Below are 21,572 nucleotides of genomic sequence, written 5' to 3'. Positions count from 1 at the left end.
GCCGTCGCTCCTACAGGTTAGCCCATGCACAAGCCAGGTGACGACGAACGGTTCTGCGGTTACGATAACTAACCCATCAGTCATTAATTTTCCGTGACCGACTCCCCCGCCTCTTCACCCGCCCCCGCCGAGCCTTCCGGAAAGCGCAGCCGCCGCAAGCAGGAGCGTCCCGGCGAGTTGCTGGAAGCGGCACTCGACCTCTTCGTGGAAAAGGGCTACGCCGCCACCCGCGTCGAAGAAGTCGCCGCCCGCGCCGGGGTCTCCAAGGGCACGCTGTTCCTCTATTTCGCGAGCAAGCAGGAGCTTTTCAAGGCCGTGGTGCGCCACAGCATCGCGGGCCGCTTCGGCGAGTGGAGCGAAGAGCTCGACAACTACTGCGCGCCTTCAACCGATCTGCTGCGCTACTGCTTCAAGTCCTGGTGGGAACGCATCGGCAGCACCAAGGCGTCGGGCATCACCAAGCTCATGCTCAGCGAGGCGGGCAATTTTCCCGAGCTGTCTCAGTTCTACCACCAGGAAGTGGTTCTTCCAGGCCATGAGCTGATCCGGCGCATCCTGCAGCGCGGCGTCGAGCGCGGCGAGTTCCGGCCCATGGATCTGGACCTGTCCGTGCACTGCGTGGTCGCCCCGATGATGTTTCTGATGATCTGGAAGCATTCGCTGGGCGGCTGCCTGCCCCATGGCGACTTCGATCCCGAGCAGTTTCTGGAATCCCAGATCGACTACCTGCTGCATGGCATGTGCCAGCCCCTTGCAGCCACCACACCACCCTCCTCCCCGCCCACACCATGAAGCGTCGCACCGGCTGGCTGATCGGCCTGGCCTTATTGATCGCCATCGGCGCCAGCGTATGGCGCGCCGCATCCACCCGGCACAGCAAGCAAAGCGCCATCGCCGCAGCCACCCAGCCGCGCGAGATGCCGGTGCGCGTGGGTCCGCAGGAAGTGGTGCAGCTGCAGCCGCGCCAGCTGCAATTGACCGTGCCCGTCAGCGGCGTGGTGCAGGCCGTGCGCAGCGCCGTGGTCAAGGCCTATGTGGCCGGCGAGCTGCGCGGCCTGCAGGTGCGCGAGGGCGACAGCGTGCGCAAGGGCCAGGAACTGGCCCGCGTGGACGCCACCGAGGTCGAGGCCCGCTGGCGCCAGACCCGCCAGCAGGCCGATGCGGCCCAGGCGCAGCTGCAGCTATCTCAGCGCCAGCACGACAACAACCAGGCCCTGGTCACGCAAGGCTTCATTTCGACCACGGCGCTGGCCACCTCCCAATCCAACCTCGACGCCGCACGCGCCAACCTAGCCGCTGCCCAGGCCGCCGCCGATGTGGCCCGCAAGAGCGTGACCGACAGCGTGCTGCGCAGTCCCATGGACGGGCAGGTCGCGCAGCGCCTGGTGCAGGACGGCGAACGCGTAGGCGTGGAAACGCGGGTGCTGGAGATCGTCGATCCGTCCGACCTCGAAGTCGTGGCCCAGCTGGCGCCCGCCGACTCGGTGCGCGTGCAGGTCGGCCAGCAGGCCCAGTTGCAGGTCCAGGGTGCGGGCGACGATGTGGCCGCCGTGCCCGCGCGCGTGGTGCGCATCAACCCCAGCGCCCAGGCAGGTTCGCGCAGCGTGGCCGTCTATCTGCGTGTGCAGGCTGCACCGGTCAACGCAGGCGCCGCCGGCAGATCCATCCCCATCGTGCGCCCGGGCCTGTACCTGCAGGGCAGCATCGTCACGGGGCAGACCGAACAGCTGGCCGTGCCCTTGACCGCCGTTCGCACCGACCAGCCCCAGCCCTATGTCCAGTTGCTGCAGCCTGCGGGCGAGTCCGAAGCGGACAAGACCCTGCTGCGCGTGCAGCACCGCCCTGTCACGCTGGGCAGCCAGAGCGCGCAGGATGGCGCCACCTGGATCGCCGTATCCACCGGCCTGCAGGCCGGTGACCGGGTGCTGGCCGGCAGTGTGGGCGGCCTGCGCGCAGGCACGGCCGTGCAGCTGCAACCGTTGCAACCGTTGCAGCAACCCCAGGCTGCGCCAGCCCCCGGAGCCCGCTGACCATGTGGTTCACGCGCGTCAGCCTGGCCAACCCTGTGTTCGCCACCATGCTCATGCTGGCCCTCATGGTGCTGGGTGTGTTTTCCTATCAGCGGCTCAAGGTGGACCAGTTCCCGAATGTGGACTTCCCCGTGGTCGTGGTCACCGTGGACTATCCGGGCGCCTCGCCCGAGATCGTGGAGTCCGAGGTCACCAAGAAGATCGAGGAAGGCGTCAACTCCATTGCCGGCATCAACGCGCTGACCTCGCGCAGCTATGAGAGCACCAGCGTCGTCATCATCGAATTCCAGCTGCATGTCGATGGCCGCCGCGCTGCCGAAGACGTGCGCGAGAAGGTGGCCTCGGTGCGTCCCACCCTGCGCGACGAGGTCAAGGAGCCGCGCGTGCTGCGCTTCGATCCGGCCAGCTCGCCCATCTGGTCCGTGGCCGTGCTGCCCCAGGCCGATGGCGGCGCCAAGGCGCCCGATGCCGTCGCGCTGACCAGTTGGGCCGACCAGGTCCTCAAGAAACGGCTGGAGAACGTGCGCGGCGTGGGCGCCGTCAACCTGGTGGGCGCCACCCCGCGAGAGATCAACATCTACCTGCAGCCCGAGGCGCTGGAAGCCTATGCCATCACGCCCGACCAGATCGTGAACGCCGTGCGCAGCGAGAACCAGGACCTGCCGCTGGGCGCCATCCGCTCGCGCGAGCAGGAGCGCGTGGTGCAGATCGACGCACGCATGAAGCGCCCCCAGGACTTCGAGCGCATCATCGTCGCCCAGCGCGGCGGCGCGCCCGTGCGGCTGGGCCAGCTGGCGCGCGTGCAGGACGGCGCGGGCGAACTGGAGACCGTGGCCCTGTACAACAGCAGCCGTACCCTGCTGCTGTCCGTGCAGAAGGCCCAGGACGAGAACACCATCGAAGTCGTGGACGGCCTGAACGCCACGCTGCGCGAGATCGCCGCCGAAGTGCCGGCCGGCGTGCGGCTGGAGCCGATCGCCGACAGCGCCCGCCCCATCCGCGTGGCCGTCAACAACGTGCGCCAGACGCTGATCGAGGGCGCGGCACTGACGGTGCTCATCGTCTTCCTGTTCCTGAACTCCTGGCGCTCCACGGTGATCACGGGGCTGACGCTGCCCATTGCGCTGATCGGCACCTTTTTGTTCATGTACTGGTTCGGCTTCTCGATCAACATGATCACGCTGATGGCGCTGTCGCTGTGCGTGGGCCTGCTGATCGACGACGCCATCGTGGTGCGCGAGAACATCGTGCGCCACGTGCAGATGGGCAAGGACGCGCATGCGGCCGCGCTCGACGGCACGCAGGAGATCGGCCTGGCCGTGCTGGCCACCACGCTGTCCATCGTGGCGGTGTTCCTGCCCATCGGCTTCATGGGCGGCATCATCGGCAAGTTCTTCCACGAATTCGGCATCACCATCGTGGCGGCCGTGATGATCTCCATGTTCGTGAGCTTCACGCTGGACCCCATGCTCTCCAGCGTCTGGCATGACCCGACCATCCACGCCCATGGCGACAAGCGCGGCCGCAGCCTCTACGACCGCACGCTGGGCCGGGTCACGGCCTGGTTCGAACGCGCTACCGACTCGCTGTCCCACTTCTACCAGGACGTGCTGGGCTGGGCGCTGCGCCACAAGATCACCACGCTGGCGGCGGCGCTGGCCATCTTCGTGGCCAGCATCTTCCTGGTGCCGCTGCTGGGCACGGAATTCGTGTCCAAGGCCGATTTCTCGGAAACCACGGTGAGCTTCAACACGCCCGTGGGCTCGTCCATCGAGGCCACGGAGGCCAAGGCCCGCCAGGTCGATGCCATCATCCGCGCCCTGCCCGAGGTCCGCTACACGCTGGCCACCATCAACACCGGCACGGCCCAGGGCAAGATATACGCCAGCATCTACATCCGCCTGCTGGACCGCCACCTGCGCCAGCGCAGCGGCGATGAACTCTCGGGCGTGCTGCGCGAGCAGTTGCAAAGCGTGCCCGGCATCACCGTCACCCATGTGGGCCAGCGCGAGCCCGTGGGCGGGCAAAAACAGGTCGAATTCTCGCTGCAGGGCCCGGACCTGGGCGAGCTGGAGCGCCTGAACCGCGTGGTGATGGAACGCCTGCGCGGCATTCCCGGACTGGTGGACCTGGACAGCAGCCTCAAGCCCGACAAGCCCGTGATCGACATCACCGTGCGGCGCGATGCGGCCGCCGACCTGGGCCTGTCGGTAGGCTCCATGGCAACGGCTCTGCGCACCTGGGTGGCCGGCCAGACCGTGGGCAACTGGCGCGCCAGCGACGACCAGACCTATGACGTCAAGGTGCGCCTGGCGCCCGAGTCGCGCAGCACGCCCCAGGACCTGGAGCGCCTGCCCTTCGCCCTGCCGTCCACCTCGGGCGACGGCGGCATGCGCATCGTGCGGCTGAACCAGGTGGCCACCGTCACGCCCGCCACCGGCCCCAGCCAGATCAACCGCCGCGACATGACGCGCGAGGTCGCCTTCAGCGGCAACGTCTACCTGCGCTCCAGCGGCGAGGTCTCGGCCGACATCCGCGATGCCCTGGCCGACATCGCCCTGCCGCCCGGCTACCGCACGCAGTTCAGCGGCGCCACCAAGAGCATGAACGAATCGTTCGGCTATGCGGTGTCCGCCCTGGCGCTGGCCATCATCTTCATCTACATGATCCTGGCCAGCCAGTTCAAGAGCTTCCTGCAGCCGCTGGCGCTGATGACCTCGCTGCCGCTGACGCTGATCGGCGTGGTGCTGGCGCTGATGATGTTCGGCTCGGCCCTGTCCATGTTCTCCATCATCGGCGTGGTCATGCTCATGGGACTGGTCACCAAGAACGCCATCTTGCTGGTGGACTTCGCCATCCGCGCGCGCGGGCCGCACAGCGACCCGGACACCGGCCAGATCCGCGACGGCTTGCCGCGCGAGCAGGCCCTGCTGCTGGCAGCACGCGTGCGGCTGCGCCCCATTCTGATGACCACGCTGGCCATGATCTTCGGCATGGTGCCGCTGGCCTTCGCACTCAGCGAAGGCTCCGAGCAGCGCGCGCCCATGGGCCAGTCGGTGATCGGCGGCGTGGTCACCTCGTCGCTGCTGACCCTGGTGGTCGTGCCCGTGGTCTATTGCTACCTTGACGACTTCTCCCAGTGGCTGCGGCGCCTGTGGAACGGCAACCGGCACGACGCGGCACCCGGCCAAGGCGCCGCCAGCGCCCCCACCCCGCCGCGAGACTCGTAGAATCAAAGGTTTGTCCTGACAAGTCTTTCTCCGGAGATACCCCATGAGCCTGCCCCTGAACAGCCTGCCCGAACACCACAGCGCCCAAGCGCACGCGCGCTACAACATGATCGAGCAACAGATCCGCCCCTGGAACGTGCTTGATGAAGAAGTGCTGGCGCTGCTGGGCAAGGTGCACCGCGAGAATTTCGTGCCGCCCGAGCATGCCGGCCTGGCCTTCATGGACCTGGAAATCCCCCTGGTCGCCCCGGCCGAGGAAGCCGCCGCCAAGGGCTGGTGCATGCTGGCCCCGCGCATCGAGTCCCGCATGCTGCAGGACCTGAAGATCAAGCCCACCGACCGCGTGCTGGAAATCGGCGCCGGCTCGGGCTACATGGCCGCCCTGCTGGCCGCCCAGGCCAAGGAAGTCGTGACACTGGAAATCGTCCCCGAGCTGGCCGAGATGGCCCGCGAGAACCTGCTGGGCGCCGGCATCACCAATGCCGAGGTCAAGCTGGCCGATGGCGCCACGGCTGCGGCCGCTCTGGGCCAATTCGACGCCATCGTGCTCAGCGGCTCGGTCGCCCAGGTGCCGCAGGCCCTGCTGGCCCAGCTCAACGACGGCGGCCGCCTGGCAGCCATCGTCGGCCAACTGCCCATGATGCGTTTCACGCTGGTGCAAAAGAACGGCCACCAGTTCGAAACCAGCCAGCCCTGGGACGTGGTGACCGCACGCCTGGCCAACTTCGAAGAGCCTTCGCGCTTCACGTTCTGAAATCCGCCACGGCGGCCGGGGTCCAGAGGATTTCGGCCGCTGCGGCAACTCCACTCCATTCCGCAAGGATCTTTCCGATGCTTCCCCAAGTGCCTCCCGCGCAACTCAACGATTGGCTGAACCAGCACTCCAGCGGCTCCGATGCCCTGCCCCTGGTGCTGGACGTGCGCGAGCCCTGGGAAGTGGCCCAGGCCAGCGTACGCCCCGAGGGCTTCGAGCTGCGCTGCATCCCCATGGGCGAGATTCCCTCGCGCCTGCAGGAACTCGATCCGGATCACCCCACAGCCTGCCTGTGCCATCACGGCGCACGCAGCATGCATGTCGCTGCCTTCCTGATGAACAACGGCTTCGAGACCGTGGCCAATATCAGCGGAGGCATCGATGCCTGGTCGCGCGAGCGCGACCCAGGCGTGCCGCGCTACTGAGCGGCAACACGCAAAAGAAACCCGGGACACGGCGGCACACCCGCCGTCCCCGGTGCTTCGTGACGACTGTGTTTTGATTCGAGGACCTCTATGCCCCTGCTTCGGCCCCTTGCCCCTGTCGCTTCCGCCCTGACCCGCCCATACGCCTGGCCCCTGCGCCACATGGCCTTGCTGCTGTGCGCGGCCGGCATGGGCTCGGCCCTGGCACAGGCTCCTGCCCCAGCCGTCCTTGCGCCCGCCCCTGCGGCCCCGCAGTCTGCCCTGCCCTCTCTGACAGCGTCTGCGGCCACGGGCCAGAACCTGTCCGAACTGGTGGCCAAGGCCCGCGGCTACGACGCCCAGTGGCAGGCCCAGCAGGCCGACGCCCAGGCCGCCGCCAGCCGCGCCGAGCAGGCACGCTCGGGCCTGTTGCCCAGCGTGGGTCTGCAGGCCGGTGCCAACACCTCGCATGTGGAAGTCAGCGTGCTGCCGGGGAGCTTTCGCTCGCCCCAGCAGAACCTGCAGCTCAGCGCCCAGCAGCCGCTGTACCGCCCGGCCAACAAGATCGCCTACGACCAGGGCCAGCGCGGCGTGGACGTGGCGCGCGCCCAGTTGGACAGCGGCGAGCAGAACCTGCTGGTGCGCGTGGCCCAGGCCTACTTCGATGTCCTCGGCGCCCAGGACAGCCTGGCCGTGGTCAAGGCACAGAAGGCCGCCATTGCACAGCAGCTGGAATTCGCCAAGCGCAACTTCGAGGTCGGCACGGCCACCATCACCGATTCGCGCGAAGCCCAGGCCCGGTTCGACCTGGCCGGCGCGCAGGAAATCGCCGCCGAGAACGATCTGCGCGTCAAGCGCCTGGTGCTGGACCAGATCGTTGGCGCCGTGGGCACCGTGCCCCGCCCCCTGGCCCAGCCGCTGCAGTTGCCGGCCCTGATGCCCTCCGACGCCCAGGCCTGGGTGGACACCGCACTGCAAGGCCAGCCCCAGCTGCGCCAGGCCCGCCTGGCGCTGGACATCGCCCAGCTGGAAACGAAGAAAGCCGAGGCCGGCCACAAGCCCACCGTGGACCTGCAGGCCGGCTACGTGGTCAACCGCTATCCCAATGGCTCGGTCACACCGCAGATCGGCACCAGCTACCGCACCAATGCCGCCAGCGTGGGCGTGGTCATGAACCTGCCCCTGTTCGCCGGCTTTGCCGTGCAAAACCGCATCAAGGAGACCCTGGCGCTGGAAGACAAGGCGCGGGCACAGCTGGACGACGCTCAGCGCAACGTGGAGCAGAGCACGCGCACGGCCTTCTTCGGCGTGCAGTCGGGCCAGGCCCAGGTCAAGGCGCTGGAGGCCGCGCTGGCGTCCAGCCAGAGCGCGCTGGACGCCAACAAGCTCGGCTACGAGGTCGGCGTGCGCATCAACATCGACGTGCTCAACGCGCAAAGCCAGCTCTACCAGACCCAGCGCGACCTGGCCCTGGCGCGCTACCAGGTGCTGCTGGGCCAGCTCAAGCTGCGCCAGGCGGCCGGCACGCTCAGCGACGACGACCTGCGCGCCATCGATGCGCTGTCGCTCCGCGCGCCAGCCCCTTGAATCCCTGAAGTGCCCGCACGGCCGGCAGTGCCCCGGGCTGATGCCCGGCCGCCGCAGGCCGCGCGCCCGGCGCCGCAGCCCTGTGCTCTGGCAAAGCCGAGGCACGCAAACCCGCCACGACCAGCATCCAGGCAGCCAGCGCGCACAGCACCGCCAGACGGCTCAGCAAGGAACAGCGGGAGAGTCTTGGCATGCGTGCCTTGCCTTCGTGGGAGTTGTCGAGCGGGCCACTGTGGCAAACCAGCCTGAAGACCTGCCCCGGCTTTCCTGAAGGGATGCTGAAGCGCATCGTCCCCGCCTTGACCGATACTCGCGGCAGCCCTCCCGCAGGCGCCGGTCCGCGGCGTGGGAGCGGCACAGGAAACACACGATGAGACTGCTGCTGGTGGAGGACGATCTGGATCTGGGCAATGGCGTGCGCATCGCATTGGGCGATCACGCCATGGACGTGGTCTGGGTGCGCCGCCTGTCCGATGCGCTGCGCACGCTGGAGCAGCAAAGCTTCGAGATGGTGTTGCTGGACCTGGGCCTGCCCGATGGCGACGGCATCAGCCTGCTCACGCGCCTGCGCCGCGAATGGCGCCGCCTGCCCGTGCTGATCCTGAGCGCACGCGACAGCCTGCACGACCGGCTGCACGGCCTGGACAGCGGCGCCGATGACTATCTGGTCAAGCCCTTTGCCCTGGCCGAACTGGTGTCACGCGTGCGCGCCCTGGCACGCCGCAGCTATGGGCAGGGCGACGGAACGCTGCATCTGCGCGGCCTGTCGCTGCACGAGCCCACGCGCCGTGTCAGCGTTGCAGGCCAGAACGTCGAGCTGTCCCGCTGCGAATTCGACCTGCTGGCCCTGCTGCTGCGGCGCATGGACCGCGTGGTCACGCGCAGCGGCATCGAGGAGGAAGTCATCCCGGGCGGCAGCGCCAACGGCAGCAATGCGCTGGAGGTCCATGTCTCCAACCTGCGCCGCAAGATCGGGCCGGGCTTCATACGCACGGTGCGCGGCATTGGCTATGTCATCGACTCGCAGCCGATGGCATCCCTGTCCTGACCATGACATCGCACACCCTGCAGGGGCAACAGGCCAGCCCGAGATGGCGCCGCTGGCTGCGGCCCACCCTTGGCCGGCGGATGCTGCTGGCCCAGATGGGCGTGCTCACCGCGATCTGGACCGCGTTGCTGGTGGCAGCCATCTACATGGCCCACTTCCACAATGAATTGCTGGTCAGCAAGCCTGTCTACGAACTTGTCATGGCAGTGGCCGAGGACCTGGCCGACCTTCCGGACCGCCAGCAGCACAGCCTGGCCGCGCTGGACACGGCCCTGCGCCATGAGTACGGCGACGGAGACGACGACATCCGCTTCACGCCCACGCTGCTGGTCTGGCAGCGCGGCCAGCTCCTGTACCGCTCGCCCACGCCGGCGCCCACGCTGCGCAACCGCGTGCTGGACACGGTCGAGGACATAGATTTCGAAGGGCAGACCTGGCGCATGAGCACGCTGCGCTCGGCCTCGGGCCAGACCGAAGTCACGCTGATGCTGCCGTCCTTCAAGGAACTGCTGATCACCCTCAACACCCGCAGCTATTACCTGCTGCCGCTGCTGATCAGCCTGCCCTTCCTGGCCTTTCCTGCTTGGTGGTCGGTACGCGCGGCGCTGCGCCCGCTGCGCCGCGTGGGCGACGAGCTGGCCACGCGCGGCCCCGACGACCTCAGCGCGCTCACCTATGCGCCGCCACACGCCGAGCTGCGGCCGCTGGTGCAGGACATCAACGCCCTGCTGGCCCGCGTGCGCTCCAGCAGCGAGCGCGAGCGCAACCTCATCGCCGATGCAGCCCACGAACTGCGCACGCCGCTGGCAGCCATGCACGTCAACGTCGAGGCCCTGCTGCGCCTTGGCAGCGAACCGCGCCAGCAGGAACTCATGGACAGCCTGCTGCGCAGCAACCAGCGCGCCAGCCGCATGGTGGCCCAGCTGCTGCAACTCATGCGCAGCGAGACCGAAGCGCCCGGCATGGCCATGCAGCCGCTGCGCCTGGACCTGCTGCTGGAAGACCGGCTCGCCGCACTCGACGCCCTGGCCTGCCGCCGCCCGGTGGAACTGGCCCTGGAAGCCAGCGAGCCACTGAGCGTGATGGGCGAACGCGAAGGCCTGGTCTCGCTGATCGACAACCTCGTGGACAACGCCATCAAATACAGCCCCGCGCACGCCACCATCAGCGTGCGCCTGCAGCGCCAGGGCGACCAGGCCGTGCTCCAGGTGCGCGACCGTGGCCCGGGCATCGCCGAGGCCTGGCGCCAGCGTGTCTTCGACCGCTTCTTCCGCGTACCCGACCAGAGCCAGAGCGGCAGCGGCCTGGGCCTGGCCATCGCCAGGACCGTGACCGAGCGGCACGGCGGCAGCATCGAGCTGCTCAATGCGGAGGATGGAGGGCTGCTGGCGAGTGTGAGCCTGCCGGTGCTGCAGGACACCGGCTGATCCGGCCTGCGGATACCGCCAGCTGAAAACCTAGGGCTCAGCGCAACGGTTGGGACTGCAACAGCCCGGCCACCGCCTGCGCCATGGCCTGTGCGGCCCCGCGGTGCTGGTCCAGGAAGCCGCGCGCCTGGGCCACGGCATGGGCGTGGGACTGGCGGTCCCCGGCCAGGTCCACGGCCAGGCGCAGCCCGTGCTCCATGTCGGGCGCCCGCAGCGCGGCGCCGGCTTCGCAGGCCAGGTCCGAGGCTTCGCTGAAGTTGAAGGTATGCGGCCCCAGCACCACGGGGCAGTCGCAGGCCAGGGCCTCGATGAGGTTCTGGCCGCCCAACGGCGCAAAGCTGCCGCCCATGAGCGTGGCGTCGGCCAGGCCGTAGTACAGGGCCATCTCGCCCAGCGAATCACCCAGCCAGATGTCGATGTCATCCGCCGCAGCCCCGCAGGGCGGGCCACCCACCCACTGGCTGCGGCGCGAGACATGCAGGCCGCCGCCAGCCAGCAGCGCCGCCACTTCGTCAAAGCGCTGCGGATGGCGCGGCACGACCAGCCATTGCACGGCCCGGCCTGCCGGCCCCAGCGTGCGCAGGGCGGACAGCAGCATGGCCTCCTCGCCCTCGCGGCTGCTGGCCAGCAGCACCACAGGGCGGGACAGGCCGGACTTCCATTGCCCGGCGCGCTCCAGCAGCGCAGCGTCCGGACGCGCATCGAATTTCAGGTTGCCGAGCACGCCGCGCACGGGCGCACCCAGCAGGCGCAGGCGCTGCGCATCGTCCTCGGTCTGCGCCCAGGCGGCGGCCAGAGCAGCATAGGTGGGCCGTGCCAGCGGCGCCACGCGCAGCGCCTGGCCCAGTGATTTGTCGCTGAGCCGCGCATTGGCCAGCGCCAGCGGCACGCCTTCTTCGCGGCAGATGGTGACCAGGTTGGGCCACACTTCGGTCTCCATGAGCACGCCGACCGCGGGCCGGAATTGCTGCACGAAGCGGCGCACGGCCGCTGGGGTATCCCAGGGCTGCCAGACCTGCAGGTCCCCGGGCTGCAGCAGCCGGCGGCCTTCGGTGCGGCCTGTGGCCGTGCCATGGGTCAGCAGCAGGCGCATACCGGGCAGGCGCTCGCGCAGCGCGGTCAGCAAGATGGCGGCAGCGCGCGTCTCACCCAGCGATACGGCGTGAATCCAGATCCACCGGCCGCGTCCGTCCTGCCCCAGCGTGGCTGGCTGGTAGCGGCCAAAGCGCTCGGGAATGTGCTCGGCATAGACGGGCTCCGCCTCGGCGCGGCGCAGCAGCTTGCGGCGCAGCAGCGGCTGCGCCGCCCAGGTCACGGCGCTGTACAGCGCGCGCGCCCAGGACGTGGGAGAGCGTGAAGTCATCGCCTGGCGCGCAAATCAGTGCGCGGCGCCGCCAACCTGCGCGCCGGGCTTGACGCGCTCCAGCAGCGCCAGCATCTGCGCCTCGATACGCGACAGCGCCTCCTGGGTCTGGCCCTCGAAGCGCAGCACCAGCACGGGCGTGGTGTTGCTGGCGCGGATCAGGCCGAAGCCGTCGGCCCAGTCCACGCGCAGGCCGTCGATGGTGCTGACCTGGGCCGGTGCGGCAAAGGTCTCGGCGGCCAGGGCCTGCAATTCGGCGGCCAGGCGATGGGGCTCGCCCTCGGCGCAGGCCACATTCAGTTCAGGGGTGGAAAAGCTGGTGGGCAGCGCGTTGAGCAAGGCGCTGGGGTCGGCCTCGCGGCTGACGATCTCCAGCAGGCGGCAGCCCGCGTAGGTGCCGTCATCGAAGCCATACCAGCGCTCCTTGAAGAAGATGTGGCCGCTCATCTCGCCGCCCAGCGGCGCGTCCAGTTCCTTCATGCGGGCCTTGACCAGGGAGTGCCCGGTCTTGAACATCACGGGCTCGCCCCCGGCCTCGCGGATGGCGGGCGCCAGGCGCTGCGTGCATTTCACGTCGTAGACGATGCTGCCGCCCGGCACGCGCGAGAGCACGTCCTTGGCGAACAGCATCATCTGGCGGTCGGGGAAGATGTTCTGGCCGTCCTTGGTGACGATGCCCAGGCGGTCGCCGTCACCGTCGAAGGCCAGGCCCAGTTCGGCGTCCGAGGTGCGCAGCGCCTCGATCACGTCGCGCAGGTTCTCGGGCTTGCTGGGGTCGGGATGGTGGTTGGGGAATTCACCGTCCACTTCGGAGAACAGCTCGATCACCTCGCAGCCCAGGGCGCGGAAGATGCCGGGCGCCGAGGCACCGGCCACGCCGTTGCCGCAGTCCACCACGATCTTGATGGGGCGCGCCAGCTTCACGTCACCCACGATGCGCGCCTGGTAGTCGGCCTGCACATCGGCGCGGCGCACGCTGCCGGTGCCCGTCAGGGTCCAGTCGTCGCTCTCGACACGGCGGCGCAGGGCCTGGATTTCCTCGCCGTAGATGGCGCGGCCGGCCAGCACCATCTTGAAACCGTTGTAGTCCTTGGGGTTGTGGCTGCCCGTGACCTGGATGCCCGAGCGCGCCAGTGTGCTGGCCGCGTAGTACAGCATGGGCGTGGTGGCCAGGCCGATGTCGATCACCTCGATGCCGACCTCGGTCAGGCCGGCTATCAGCGCCGCGGACAGCGAAGGTCCCGACAGGCGGCCATCGCGTCCCACGGCCACCACGGTCTCGCCGGCCGCCAGGGCTGCCATGCCGAAGGCGCGGCCCACGCCAAGCGCGACCTCCTCGTTGAGCGTGGACGGCACGATGCCGCGGATGTCATAGGCTTTGAAGATGGAAGATGCGACCTGCACGTCGAAAACGCTTTCTCGTCGGTTGAAAACAGGGCGCCGCAGCCCGGAACCTGGCCCGGCTGCGGCCCAAGCCGCAATTGTAGGCGCGGCAGGCTTGTAGGCGCGGCAGGCAGGGGCGCCGGCGCACATCACCCCGGCCGCAAGCGGTTGCGGCGCGCGCCCTGCCTCACAGCTGCTGCTGCACCTGGGCCAGCGCCGCCGGGTCTTCCATGGTGCTGAGGTCGCCCGGGTCGCGCCCCTCAGCCACGGCCTGCATGGCACGGCGCAGCAGCTTGCCGCTGCGCGTCTTGGGCAGCGCACTGACGAAGACCACGCGCGAGGGCCGGGCCACGGCGCCCAGCCGCGCATCGACCAGCTTCATCACATCGGCCTGCAGCGCCGCGCGCTCGGCCTCGCCCTCCAGCGCCGTCCGGGGCACGGCAAAGGCCAGCGCCACCTGGCCCTTGAGCGTATCGGCCACGCCGACCACGGCGACTTCGGCCACCTGGGGGTGGGCGGAAATGCATTCCTCGATCTCGCGCGTGCCAAGGCGGTGGCCGGCCACGTTGATCACGTCGTCCGTGCGGCCCAGGATGAAGAAGTAGCCATCCTCGTCGCGAATGCCCCAATCGAAGGTGCTGTAGACCATGCGGCCCGGAATGCTCTTCCAGTAGGTGTTGACGAAGCGCTGATCGTCACGCCAGACGGTCTGCATGCAGCCCGGCGGCAGCGGTCCCTCGATGGCCAGCACGCCCTTTTGCCCGGCACCGAGCAGTTCCTCGCCCGTGGCCTCGTCGATCAGTTTCACGTCATAGCCATAGACGGCCTTGCCGGGACTGCCGAAGCGCGTGGTCTGCTGCTCCACGCCGTTGCACAGCGTGAGGATGGGCCAGCCGGTCTCGGTCTGCCAGTAGTTGTCGATGATGGGCTTGCCCAGGGCCTGGCTGATCCACTGCGCCGTGGGCTCGTCCAGCGGTTCGCCGGCCAGCCACAGCGCCTTGAGGCTGGAGATATCGTGGCGGTGCAGGTACTCGGCATCGTGCTTCTTGAGCACACGGATGGCCGTGGGCGCCGAGAACATGTGGGTGACCCGGTACTTCTCCACGATGCTCCACCAGATGCCCGCGTCGGGGCGTATGGGCAGGCCCTCGTAGAGCACGGTGGCCATGCCTGCGATCAGCGGCGCATAGATGATGTAGCTGTGGCCCACGACCCAGCCGATGTCGCTGGTGCAGAAAAAAGTCTGCCCTGCCTCGGCCCCGAAGATCAGCGGCATGCTGGCGGCCAACGCCACCGTGTAGCCGCCCGTATCGCGCTGCACGCCCTTGGGGCGCCCCGTGGTGCCGCTGGTGTAGAGCGTGTAGCTGGGGTCGGTGGACTCCACCCAGGTGCAGGCGACCTGGGCGTCGGCGTGCAGCGCACGCAGGCTGGCCCAGTCGTGGTCACGGCCGGCGCGCATGGGCGCAGGCGCCAGGCCACGGTCCACGATGAGCACGGCCGCTGGCTTGTGGCTGGCCAGTTGCAGGGCCTCGTCCAGCAAGGGCTTGTAGGCCACGACGCGCCCGCCGCGCGAGCCCGCGTCGGCACTGATGATGACCTTGGGCTCGGCATCGTCGATGCGCGAGGCCAGCGCCGCCGAGGCAAAGCCGCCGAACACCACCGAATGGATGGCACCCAGCCGCGCGCAGGCCAGCATGGCAAAGGCCGCCTCGGCAATCATGGGCATGTAGATCTGGACGCGGTCGCCCTTTTGCACACCCAGCGACTGCAGCACGGCGGCCATGCGCTGCACCTCGGCATGCAGTTCGCGGTAGGTGTAGACCTTTTCCGTGCCGGTCTCGGTGGAGATGGCGATCAGCGCGTTCTGGTCGGCGCGCTCGGCCAGGTGCCGGTCCACGGCGTTGTGGCAGAGATTGGTCTGCCCCCCGACAAACCACCGTGCAAACGGCGGATTGTCGTAGTCGCAGATGCGCTGGGGCGGCACATGCCAGTCGATGCGGCGGGCCTGCTCGGCCCAAAAGGCATCGCGCTCCTCGATGGAGCGGCGGTGGAAATCGTCGAAACGCGGGGCCATTGTCTGTCTCCTGTCGTTGTCATGGATTGGCGGCTTCTGAATTCATAATTATTCATAATGCGCTTGCCAAAAGCTGACAACTCCGCGCTGCGCGGGCAGACAGGCCCCTTCAAACTCAGAAGCTGTAGCGCAGGCCGACCGAGATCTCGCTGGAACTCAGCTTAGCGCGCATCTGCTCATCCTGCAGGCCACGGACATTGGTGAAGTTGTTGGCGCCGCTGTGGGTCTTGCCCATGCCCACATAGCGATAGCCCAGGTCGATGCTGACCTTTTGAATCGGCGAGTAGCTGACGCCAAAGCCCAGCGCATAGGCCAGATTGTTCTGGGAATCGCTGAAGTACTGGCGATTCGGATTGCCTTGCCAGCCGCTGGACTGCAGGTGGGCCAGGCCCAGGCCCGCCGTGCCGTACACGGAGAACTGCGCGTTCAGGGGGAAATCCTTGTACGCATTGATCATCAGGCGCTGAGAACGGATGCTGTGGTGATTGAAACTCGTGGGAAAGCGCGTGGAGCCGCTGGTGAATTCGTTGCTCCTGGGCAGGGTGTACTCGGCTTCCAGGCGCCAGTCCGACGGGAGCTGATAACCCAGGGCCAGAGAGCCGCCTGTAGCGCGGCGACTGTCGTCGCCAGGCACGAACTGCCCCAAGCCGGGGCGGGCGCTGGAGTCCATATCGTGGGCCTTGTAGTTGGCGGAGTTGATGCGGACGGCGCCATAGAAATGGTCGGCAGCCAAAGCGCTGCCCGAGGCGGTCAGGATCAGGGCGGTGAAGGTCAGAACGTGCTTCATACAGTCTCTCTTGGGGGAATGCCGCCACTGTAGAAAAACGCCCTGCCCGCGCCTATTCGGCCGGCTACGCACGCAGCTCCGTAGAACTACGCGGTGCAGCGACGGCCCGCCTCCCGAGAACAGACAGGTCACCATGAAAAAAGGCGCTCCAAAGAGCGCCCCAAGACGGCGGACCCAGGAACCCGTGCCTTACTTGACCAGGGCAAGCAGCTCCTTGAAGGCCGGATGCTCGCAGCTGCGCAGCCACTCGAAGGCCACCATCTCCGTGGTAACCAGCTCGGCACCTGCTCCGGCCAGGCGGTCGAAGGCGGCATCGCGGTTGCGCTCGGTGCGCGAGCTGCAGGCGTCGGTGACGACCCAGACATCGAACTCATCTTCCAGCAGCTCCAGCGCCGTCTGCAGCAGGCAGACATGGGCTTCACAGCCGGCAATCACCACCATGCTGCGCTCGGGCGCCTGCTGCTGGGGCTTTTGCAGGTGCTTGGGCAGGCTGCGTGCATTGCCGCCCTGGGGCCGTGCAGGAGGACGCAGCCACTCGCCCAGGCCCTCGGCCACGGCGCTGAAATGCATCTTGGACAGGGTCCGGTCGCACAGCGCGCGCAGTTCGGCGTCGTTGGCGCCCAGGCGCGAGGGGTTCTGCTCGGTACCGAAGACCGGCACGTCCACCAGCTGCGCCAGGCGCGCCAGCTTCACGGCATTGGCCAGAACTGCCGGTCCCTCGAAGATGGCCGGCATCAGGCGCTCCTGGTAATCGACGAGTACGAGCTGGGAGTCGGTGGCTTCAAGCAGCATGGCGGATCTTTCTTGGGAATATGGGGCGGCGCGGGCCGCCCTTCTTATAGAGGACAAAAGGGAAAGCTTTCCATTGTCGCAGCTTGCGTGCGCTCCCTGCCGCGCAGCCCGGATTCCTGAGGTAACTCAAAAACCCAGGCTTTCGGGGGTCTTATCGAATTTGTCCTACGTTTTTGCGTGGTAATCTCGCGCCCCATGTCCCGATGGCTTATTGCACTCCTGTTTGTCAGCGTCACGGCACACGCGGCTCCGCCCGAAATGCGTGACGACGATATGAACCAGCTGCTGGTCAACCGCAGCCTCATCTCGCAGCTGCGCGAAGCCCGCCACCACATGGCGGAACGCACTTCCGACTTCGTCAAGGAAGCACGACAAAGCGTCGCCGAAAAGACCTCCGATCTGGTCGTGACCGCCATGGGCTTCATCGGCGTTCCCTACCGCCGCGGCGGCAACAGTGCCGAGACCGGCTTCGACTGCAGCGGTTTCGTCCGCGCCATCTACTCCGAAACCCTGGGCAAGGTCCTGCCGCGCCGCGCTGACCAGCAGGCGCAGGCCACGGAAAAAATCGACAAGAACGAACTCAAGCCCGGTGATCTGGTGTTCTTCAACACCATGCGCCGCACCTTCAGCCATGTCGGCATCTATGTCGGCGACGGCAACTTCATCCATGCACCGCGCACCGGTGCGCAGGTTCGCGTGGAAAGCATGCAAAGCGCGTACTGGGCCCGCCGCTTCGATGGCGCCCGCCGCGTGCAGGACGCCGACGGCCTGGGCCTTGACGCCAGCAAGGCCGCTCTGGCCCTGCAAATGCAGGCAAGCCAGCTGCAGTGATCGCAGCGTCTTTTGCGCCAATCCACAAACGCCTGCACATGCAGGCGTTTTGTTTTTCAGGGCCCTGCTCTGGCTTCGTCCCAGGTTGAGATGCTGTCCGACAGGGCCACCCGGTGCCGGGCCCTAGAGTCGCGGCATGGAAGCTTCAGTTCGGAGAAAAGCATGATGTCCTTGATTGGTACCCTCATCGTTGGCCTGGTCGTTGGCTTGCTGGCGCGGGCACTCAAACCCGGCGATGACAGCCTTGGCTGGATCATGACCATCCTGCTCGGCGTGGCAGGATCGTTTCTTGCCAGCTACGTCGGTGTCGCCATGGGCTGGTACGAGGCCGGGCAACCCGCCGGCTGGATCGCCTCCATCGTGGGTGCCATCGTCATCCTCTTCATCTACAGTCTGGTGCGCAGCAAGAGCGCACGCTGACCACCCTGCGCGCCAGCCGCATCCGCCGGCTGGCGCATTCTCTTGATCGACATCTGCCCCGTCTTCACTGGCACGCATGATCTTTCGCACATCGGACAAAACCCCTCCCCCTCCACCACCGCGCCACGATGTGGCGCAAGCGGCCGAGAGCGCGCGCAAGTTGCTGCACCGGCGTGCACTGGTCGGCGCAGCAGCCAGCAGCCTGCCCATTCCGGGCCTGGACTGGCTGGTGGATGCGGCACTGCTGGCGCGGCTGCTGCCACGCATCAACCGCGAATTCGGCCTCACACCTGAACAGTTGGACAAGCTGGAACCCGGCAAGCGCGAGCAGGTGCAAAAGGCCGTGGCCATGGTGGGCTCGGTGCTGATCGGCAAGCTGATCACGCGCGACATGGTGGTGCGCCTGGCGCGCGCGGCCGGCATGCGCATGACGGCCACGCAGGCCGCCAAGTATGTGCCGCTGGCAGGCCAGGCCGCAGCAGCAGCGCTGGGCTATGCCACGCTGCGCTACCTGGGCGAGCGGCATATCCAGGACTGCATTCGTGTGGTCGAGCATGCAGAACTCGACATTCCCTCGCGGCTGGATCGCACGGCGCGCAAGGTCGAGCAGACAGATCAGCAATTGGAAAAGGCAAAAAAGACCGACAAGGCCGACAGGACCGACAAGGACGGGCGCGAGGCCGAGCCCGCCCCCGAGCCTTCCGGCAAGCGCCCGCGCTTCTGGCGCCAGCCCGATCGCGGCCCCTGGGGCCGCTCCCAGTAGACGGCTATCAGCCCAGGTCCGACGCCTGGTGGCGCTCGGGCACCTGGGTGGCTTCATCTCCCCAGGTACGATTCACGCGGCGGCCCCGCAGCACGGCCGGCCTTTGGGCAATCTCCCTGGCCCAGCGCATGACATGCGTGTATTCATGGGCTGAGAGGAACTCGGCCGCGCCATACACCTCGTTGAGCACCAGGGCCCCATACCAGGGCCAGATGGCGATATCGGCAATGCTGTAGTTCGCCCCTGCAATGAACGGGTGCAGGGCCAGCTGGCGATCGAGCACATCGAGCTGGCGCTTGGTCTCCATGGTGAAGCGGTTGATGGGGTACTCGAACTTCTCGGGCGCATAGGCATAGAAATGCCCGAAACCGCCGCCAAGGTAAGGTGCCGACCCCATCTGCCAGAACAGCCAGTTCAGCGTCTCGGTGCGCGCAGCGGGCTCGGCAGGCAGCAGCGCACCAAACTTCTCGGCCAGGTACAGCAGGATGGAGCCTGACTCGAACACGCGCACCGGCGGCTCGACGCTGCGGTCCAACAGCGCCGGGATCTTGGAGTTGGGATTGACTTCGACAAAGCCGCTGGAGAACTGGTCGCCTTCGCTGATGCGGATCAGCCACGCGTCGTACTCCGCGCCGGCATGGCCCAGCGCCAGCAGCTCCTCCAGCATGATGGTGACCTTCACGCCGTTGGGCGTAGCCAGCGAATACAGCTGCAGAGGCTGCTGCCCCACCGGCAATGCCTTGTCATGGGTGGGACCGGCGACCGGGCGGTTGATGTTGGCAAAGGTGCCGCCCGAAGGCGCTGGCTGCCATACGGCGGGCGGGACATAGGTGGAGCTGTCGGTCATGCAGGATTCCTGTGGTTCGCGGGCTGGGGAGAGGTGCCCGGCTGAAAGTGATTGTCCCGTCACCGGCGCGCTCTTGCCGGCGTGCGCGGAACGCCGCCACGGCGCCCGGGGATTTGCCACAATCGCGGCATGACTGCCGCCCCCACCTCCGCCCGCCAGTTCTGGCTCATGAAGAACGAGCCAGACGAATTCTCCATAGACCACGCGCTGGCCGCACCGCAGGCCACCATCGCCTGGGACGGTGTGCGCAACTACCAGGCGCGCAACTTCATGCGCGATGCCATGCAGGTGGGCGATGGGGTGCTGTATTGGCACTCCAGTTGCGCCGAGCCCGGCATCTACGGCATCGCCCGCATTGCAGGCAACCTGCGCGTCGATGCCTCGCAGTTCGACCCGCGCAGTCCCTACTACGACCCCAAGTCCTCGCCCGACAAGCCACGCTGGCTCACGCTGGACGTGCAGGCGCTGCGCAAGACACGCACGCTGCAGATCGCCGAGCTGCGCGAGCATCCCGAGCTTGCCGGCATGCGTGTACTGCAAAAGGGCAACCGCCTTTCGATCACGCCGGTCACGCCCGAGGAATGGGCCTTCATCGAAGGCCTGCTCCAACCCGCCTGAGCTGCCGAACCGCCCGCTGCGGGCTGCTTTCTTACAAGCAAGAAGCTTCTCTCCTGCACGCCGGACCTGCACCGGCCGCTATGCTTTTGGGCATTTGCGAACCTGGATTTCGCATGCTGGAGGGAGAATCTTCGTGCGTTGGCGAAAAGCAAAAGCAAAAACACCCCCTGGAACTCCCAAGAGCGGCATGGCCGCTGCGCCCGGTCGCCTGCGTCTGGCGCTTCGCGACGCCATCGCCGCCTCCCTGGGTGCGATGCTGGCCTGGGAGCTGTCCCACTACCTGCTCGGCCACCCCAAACCCGTCTTTGCCGCCGTCACCGCCCTGGTCTGCCTGGCGCCCGGCCTGCCCAGCCACCTCAAGCAGACCTGGGGTCTGGTGCTGGGCTGCGCCATCGGCATCATCGTCGGCGAACTGGCCTGGCTGCTGCCCGACACCATTCCGCTGCTGCGGCTTAGTCTGGCCTCGCTGGTCGCCCTGTCTCTGGCCGCCATGCTCGGGCAGCCGCCGGTCGTCCCGATACAGGCGGGCGTCTCCGTCGTGCTGGTGCTGAGCATGGGGCCGAGCGCCGCGGGCGAGACGCGGCTGGTTGACGTACTGGTGGGCGCCGGTGTCGGCCTGATGTTCAGCCAGGTGATCTTCACGGCCAATCCGCTGCGCGCCGTGTCGCGCTCGGCAAGCGCCTTGCTGGGCCAGCTGGCCGAGGGGCTGGAAGCCACCCTGCGCGCCACCGCCACCCACGACACGCCCGATGCCACCGTCGCGCTGGGCCAGCTCACGCGCAGCAGCGATGCGCTGAGCGCACTGCGCGCAGCCATGGTGGAGGCGCAAAGCGCAAGCCGCTGGTCCCTGCGCGGCCGCCTGGGTGGCGCGGGGCTGCAGACCATCACCGGGCGCTATGACCGCCACGCCGTGCGCCTGTATGCCAGCGCACTGCTGCTGGGCGAAAGCCTGGTGCGCGGCATGTCGCATGACAGTGGCCTCATGCCGCGCGCCATCGTGCTGCACTGCGAATGGCTGGTCGATGCCTGCCGCCAGCTGTCCGCCAACGGCAACGTGGTGGCCCTGCAGCCCGATGACGCCCTGGCCGAACTGGCCGCCTCCGCTCCCCAGGCACCCGCCCAGCCGGTGCCCCAGGCCTGGCTGCCCGCGCTGGACCATGCGCAGCAGATGGAAGAGGCCCTGAAGGCGTTGATAGGCTCGCGCGACGCGTGAT

19 protein-coding genes are annotated in these 21,572 nt (G+C 67.8%); 13 read left to right on the top strand and 6 right to left on the bottom strand.

What is annotated here, in order from left to right; translation table 11 throughout:
• Nucleotides 1-93: 93 nt before the first annotated feature.
• From IAE24_RS15610 to IAE24_RS15575, 8 genes are all read left to right on the top strand, one after another.
• Nucleotides 94-792 (top strand): TetR/AcrR family transcriptional regulator, encoded by a 699-nt coding sequence (locus IAE24_RS15610; RefSeq protein ID WP_013802244.1) that lies wholly within the window; start codon nucleotides 94-96, stop codon nucleotides 790-792.
• Nucleotides 789-2,030 carry an efflux RND transporter periplasmic adaptor subunit gene (locus IAE24_RS15605; RefSeq protein WP_199960895.1) on the top strand — a complete coding sequence of 414 codons (1,242 nt, stop codon included), beginning with the start codon at nucleotides 789-791 and terminating at the stop codon, nucleotides 2,028-2,030. Before IAE24_RS15610 ends, IAE24_RS15605 begins: the two co-directional genes overlap by 4 nt.
• Nucleotides 2,031-2,032: 2 nt before the next feature.
• The gene (locus IAE24_RS15600; RefSeq protein WP_199960898.1) at nucleotides 2,033-5,260 is read left to right on the top strand and encodes an efflux RND transporter permease subunit; all 3,228 of its coding nucleotides are present in this window, start codon (nucleotides 2,033-2,035) and stop codon (nucleotides 5,258-5,260) included.
• A 43-nt stretch (nucleotides 5,261-5,303) separates the two neighbouring features.
• Complete coding sequence (locus IAE24_RS15595) at nucleotides 5,304-6,014, top strand: protein-L-isoaspartate O-methyltransferase family protein (protein WP_012205781.1); 711 nt, start codon at nucleotides 5,304-5,306, stop codon at nucleotides 6,012-6,014.
• Nucleotides 6,015-6,091: 77 nt separating this feature from the next.
• Nucleotides 6,092-6,439, top strand: coding sequence for a rhodanese-like domain-containing protein (locus IAE24_RS15590; RefSeq protein ID WP_012205782.1), 348 nt, complete (start codon nucleotides 6,092-6,094; stop codon nucleotides 6,437-6,439).
• Nucleotides 6,440-6,529: 90 nt separating this feature from the next.
• Nucleotides 6,530-8,005 carry a TolC family outer membrane protein gene (locus tag IAE24_RS15585; protein ID WP_071956050.1) on the top strand — a complete coding sequence of 492 codons (1,476 nt, stop codon included), beginning with the start codon at nucleotides 6,530-6,532 and terminating at the stop codon, nucleotides 8,003-8,005.
• 370 nt (nucleotides 8,006-8,375) lie between these two features.
• The gene (locus IAE24_RS15580) at nucleotides 8,376-9,053 is read left to right on the top strand and encodes a response regulator (protein ID WP_199960899.1); all 678 of its coding nucleotides are present in this window, start codon (nucleotides 8,376-8,378) and stop codon (nucleotides 9,051-9,053) included.
• Between the two features lie 2 nt (nucleotides 9,054-9,055).
• Entirely contained in the window at nucleotides 9,056-10,480 is a 1,425-nt protein-coding gene (locus IAE24_RS15575; protein WP_199960901.1) for a sensor histidine kinase, read from the top strand.
• A gap of 37 nt (nucleotides 10,481-10,517) precedes the next feature.
• On the opposite strand, the gene IAE24_RS15570 is transcribed toward IAE24_RS15575, so the two are convergent.
• The 5 genes from IAE24_RS15570 to IAE24_RS15550 all read right to left on the bottom strand — a co-directional run bounded on the left by IAE24_RS15570 (nucleotide 10,518) and on the right by IAE24_RS15550 (nucleotide 16,879).
• Nucleotides 10,518-11,843 (bottom strand): 3-deoxy-D-manno-octulosonic acid transferase, encoded by a 1,326-nt coding sequence (locus IAE24_RS15570; RefSeq protein ID WP_199960902.1) that lies wholly within the window; start codon nucleotides 11,841-11,843, stop codon nucleotides 10,518-10,520.
• Nucleotides 11,844-11,858: 15 nt separating this feature from the next.
• On the bottom strand, nucleotides 11,859-13,247 hold the full coding sequence (locus IAE24_RS15565; RefSeq protein WP_065346582.1) for a phosphomannomutase/phosphoglucomutase: 1,389 nt from the start codon (nucleotides 13,245-13,247) through the stop codon (nucleotides 11,859-11,861).
• Nucleotides 13,248-13,413: 166 nt separating this feature from the next.
• Entirely contained in the window at nucleotides 13,414-15,300 is a 1,887-nt protein-coding gene (locus IAE24_RS15560; protein ID WP_199960903.1) for a propionate--CoA ligase, read from the bottom strand.
• Nucleotides 15,301-15,415: 115 nt separating this feature from the next.
• Complete coding sequence (locus IAE24_RS15555; protein WP_099733507.1) at nucleotides 15,416-16,087, bottom strand: outer membrane protein; 672 nt, start codon at nucleotides 16,085-16,087, stop codon at nucleotides 15,416-15,418.
• Nucleotides 16,088-16,276: 189 nt separating this feature from the next.
• Nucleotides 16,277-16,879, bottom strand: coding sequence for an isochorismatase family protein (locus tag IAE24_RS15550; protein ID WP_063325974.1), 603 nt, complete (start codon nucleotides 16,877-16,879; stop codon nucleotides 16,277-16,279).
• Between the two features lie 195 nt (nucleotides 16,880-17,074).
• Here IAE24_RS15550 and IAE24_RS15545 point away from each other — a divergent pair, with 195 nt between their 5' ends.
• The 3 genes from IAE24_RS15545 (at nucleotide 17,075) to IAE24_RS15535 (ending at nucleotide 18,893) form a co-directional block, all read left to right on the top strand.
• Entirely contained in the window at nucleotides 17,075-17,710 is a 636-nt protein-coding gene (locus tag IAE24_RS15545; RefSeq protein WP_012205793.1) for a C40 family peptidase, read from the top strand.
• 162 nt (nucleotides 17,711-17,872) lie between these two features.
• Nucleotides 17,873-18,130, top strand: a complete 258-nt coding sequence (locus tag IAE24_RS15540; RefSeq protein WP_012205794.1) for a GlsB/YeaQ/YmgE family stress response membrane protein — start codon at nucleotides 17,873-17,875, stop codon at nucleotides 18,128-18,130.
• 76 nt (nucleotides 18,131-18,206) lie between these two features.
• Complete coding sequence (locus IAE24_RS15535; protein WP_199960904.1) at nucleotides 18,207-18,893, top strand: hypothetical protein; 687 nt, start codon at nucleotides 18,207-18,209, stop codon at nucleotides 18,891-18,893.
• Between the two features lie 7 nt (nucleotides 18,894-18,900).
• Here IAE24_RS15535 and yghU read toward each other — a convergent pair whose 3' ends face one another.
• On the bottom strand, nucleotides 18,901-19,740 hold the full coding sequence (gene yghU, locus IAE24_RS15530) for a glutathione-dependent disulfide-bond oxidoreductase (RefSeq protein WP_199960905.1): 840 nt from the start codon (nucleotides 19,738-19,740) through the stop codon (nucleotides 18,901-18,903).
• A gap of 129 nt (nucleotides 19,741-19,869) precedes the next feature.
• Between yghU and IAE24_RS15525 the strand changes: the two genes are divergently transcribed.
• On the top strand, nucleotides 19,870-20,358 hold the full coding sequence (locus tag IAE24_RS15525) for an EVE domain-containing protein (protein ID WP_034394174.1): 489 nt from the start codon (nucleotides 19,870-19,872) through the stop codon (nucleotides 20,356-20,358).
• Nucleotides 20,359-20,545: 187 nt separating this feature from the next.
• On the top strand, nucleotides 20,546-21,571 hold the full coding sequence (locus IAE24_RS15520) for an FUSC family protein (RefSeq protein ID WP_013802229.1): 1,026 nt from the start codon (nucleotides 20,546-20,548) through the stop codon (nucleotides 21,569-21,571).
• Nucleotide 21,572: the final 1 nt, after the last annotated feature.

The organism is Delftia sp. S65 (assembly GCF_016516495.1).
Lineage (GTDB): Bacteria > Pseudomonadota > Gammaproteobacteria > Burkholderiales > Burkholderiaceae_C > Comamonas > Comamonas acidovorans.
The sequence above is the reverse complement of the archived record's forward strand: the minus strand, read 5'-3'. Positions and strand labels throughout refer to the sequence as shown.

Excerpts from the sequence above, each read along its gene's own strand:
- IAE24_RS15605 (WP_199960895.1), top strand. The coding sequence starts at position 789 with ATGAAGCGTCGCACCGGCTGGCTGATCGGCCTGGCCTTATTGATCGCC.
- IAE24_RS15600 (WP_199960898.1), top strand. The coding sequence starts at position 2,033 with ATGTGGTTCACGCGCGTCAGCCTGGCCAACCCTGTGTTCGCCACCATG.
- IAE24_RS15595 (WP_012205781.1), top strand. The coding sequence starts at position 5,304 with ATGAGCCTGCCCCTGAACAGCCTGCCCGAACACCACAGCGCCCAAGCG.
- IAE24_RS15590 (WP_012205782.1), top strand. The coding sequence starts at position 6,092 with ATGCTTCCCCAAGTGCCTCCCGCGCAACTCAACGATTGGCTGAACCAG.
- IAE24_RS15585 (WP_071956050.1), top strand. The coding sequence starts at position 6,530 with ATGCCCCTGCTTCGGCCCCTTGCCCCTGTCGCTTCCGCCCTGACCCGC.
- IAE24_RS15580 (WP_199960899.1), top strand. The coding sequence starts at position 8,376 with ATGAGACTGCTGCTGGTGGAGGACGATCTGGATCTGGGCAATGGCGTG.
- IAE24_RS15575 (WP_199960901.1), top strand. The coding sequence starts at position 9,056 with ATGACATCGCACACCCTGCAGGGGCAACAGGCCAGCCCGAGATGGCGC.
- IAE24_RS15570 (WP_199960902.1), bottom strand. The coding sequence starts at position 11,843 with ATGACTTCACGCTCTCCCACGTCCTGGGCGCGCGCGCTGTACAGCGCC.
- IAE24_RS15560 (WP_199960903.1), bottom strand. The coding sequence starts at position 15,300 with ATGGCCCCGCGTTTCGACGATTTCCACCGCCGCTCCATCGAGGAGCGC.
- IAE24_RS15555 (WP_099733507.1), bottom strand. The coding sequence starts at position 16,087 with ATGAAGCACGTTCTGACCTTCACCGCCCTGATCCTGACCGCCTCGGGC.
- IAE24_RS15550 (WP_063325974.1), bottom strand. The coding sequence starts at position 16,879 with ATGCTGCTTGAAGCCACCGACTCCCAGCTCGTACTCGTCGATTACCAG.
- IAE24_RS15545 (WP_012205793.1), top strand. The coding sequence starts at position 17,075 with ATGTCCCGATGGCTTATTGCACTCCTGTTTGTCAGCGTCACGGCACAC.
- IAE24_RS15540 (WP_012205794.1), top strand. The coding sequence starts at position 17,873 with ATGATGTCCTTGATTGGTACCCTCATCGTTGGCCTGGTCGTTGGCTTG.
- IAE24_RS15535 (WP_199960904.1), top strand. The coding sequence starts at position 18,207 with ATGATCTTTCGCACATCGGACAAAACCCCTCCCCCTCCACCACCGCGC.
- yghU (WP_199960905.1), bottom strand. The coding sequence starts at position 19,740 with ATGACCGACAGCTCCACCTATGTCCCGCCCGCCGTATGGCAGCCAGCG.
- IAE24_RS15525 (WP_034394174.1), top strand. The coding sequence starts at position 19,870 with ATGACTGCCGCCCCCACCTCCGCCCGCCAGTTCTGGCTCATGAAGAAC.
- IAE24_RS15520 (WP_013802229.1), top strand. The coding sequence starts at position 20,546 with ATGGCCGCTGCGCCCGGTCGCCTGCGTCTGGCGCTTCGCGACGCCATC.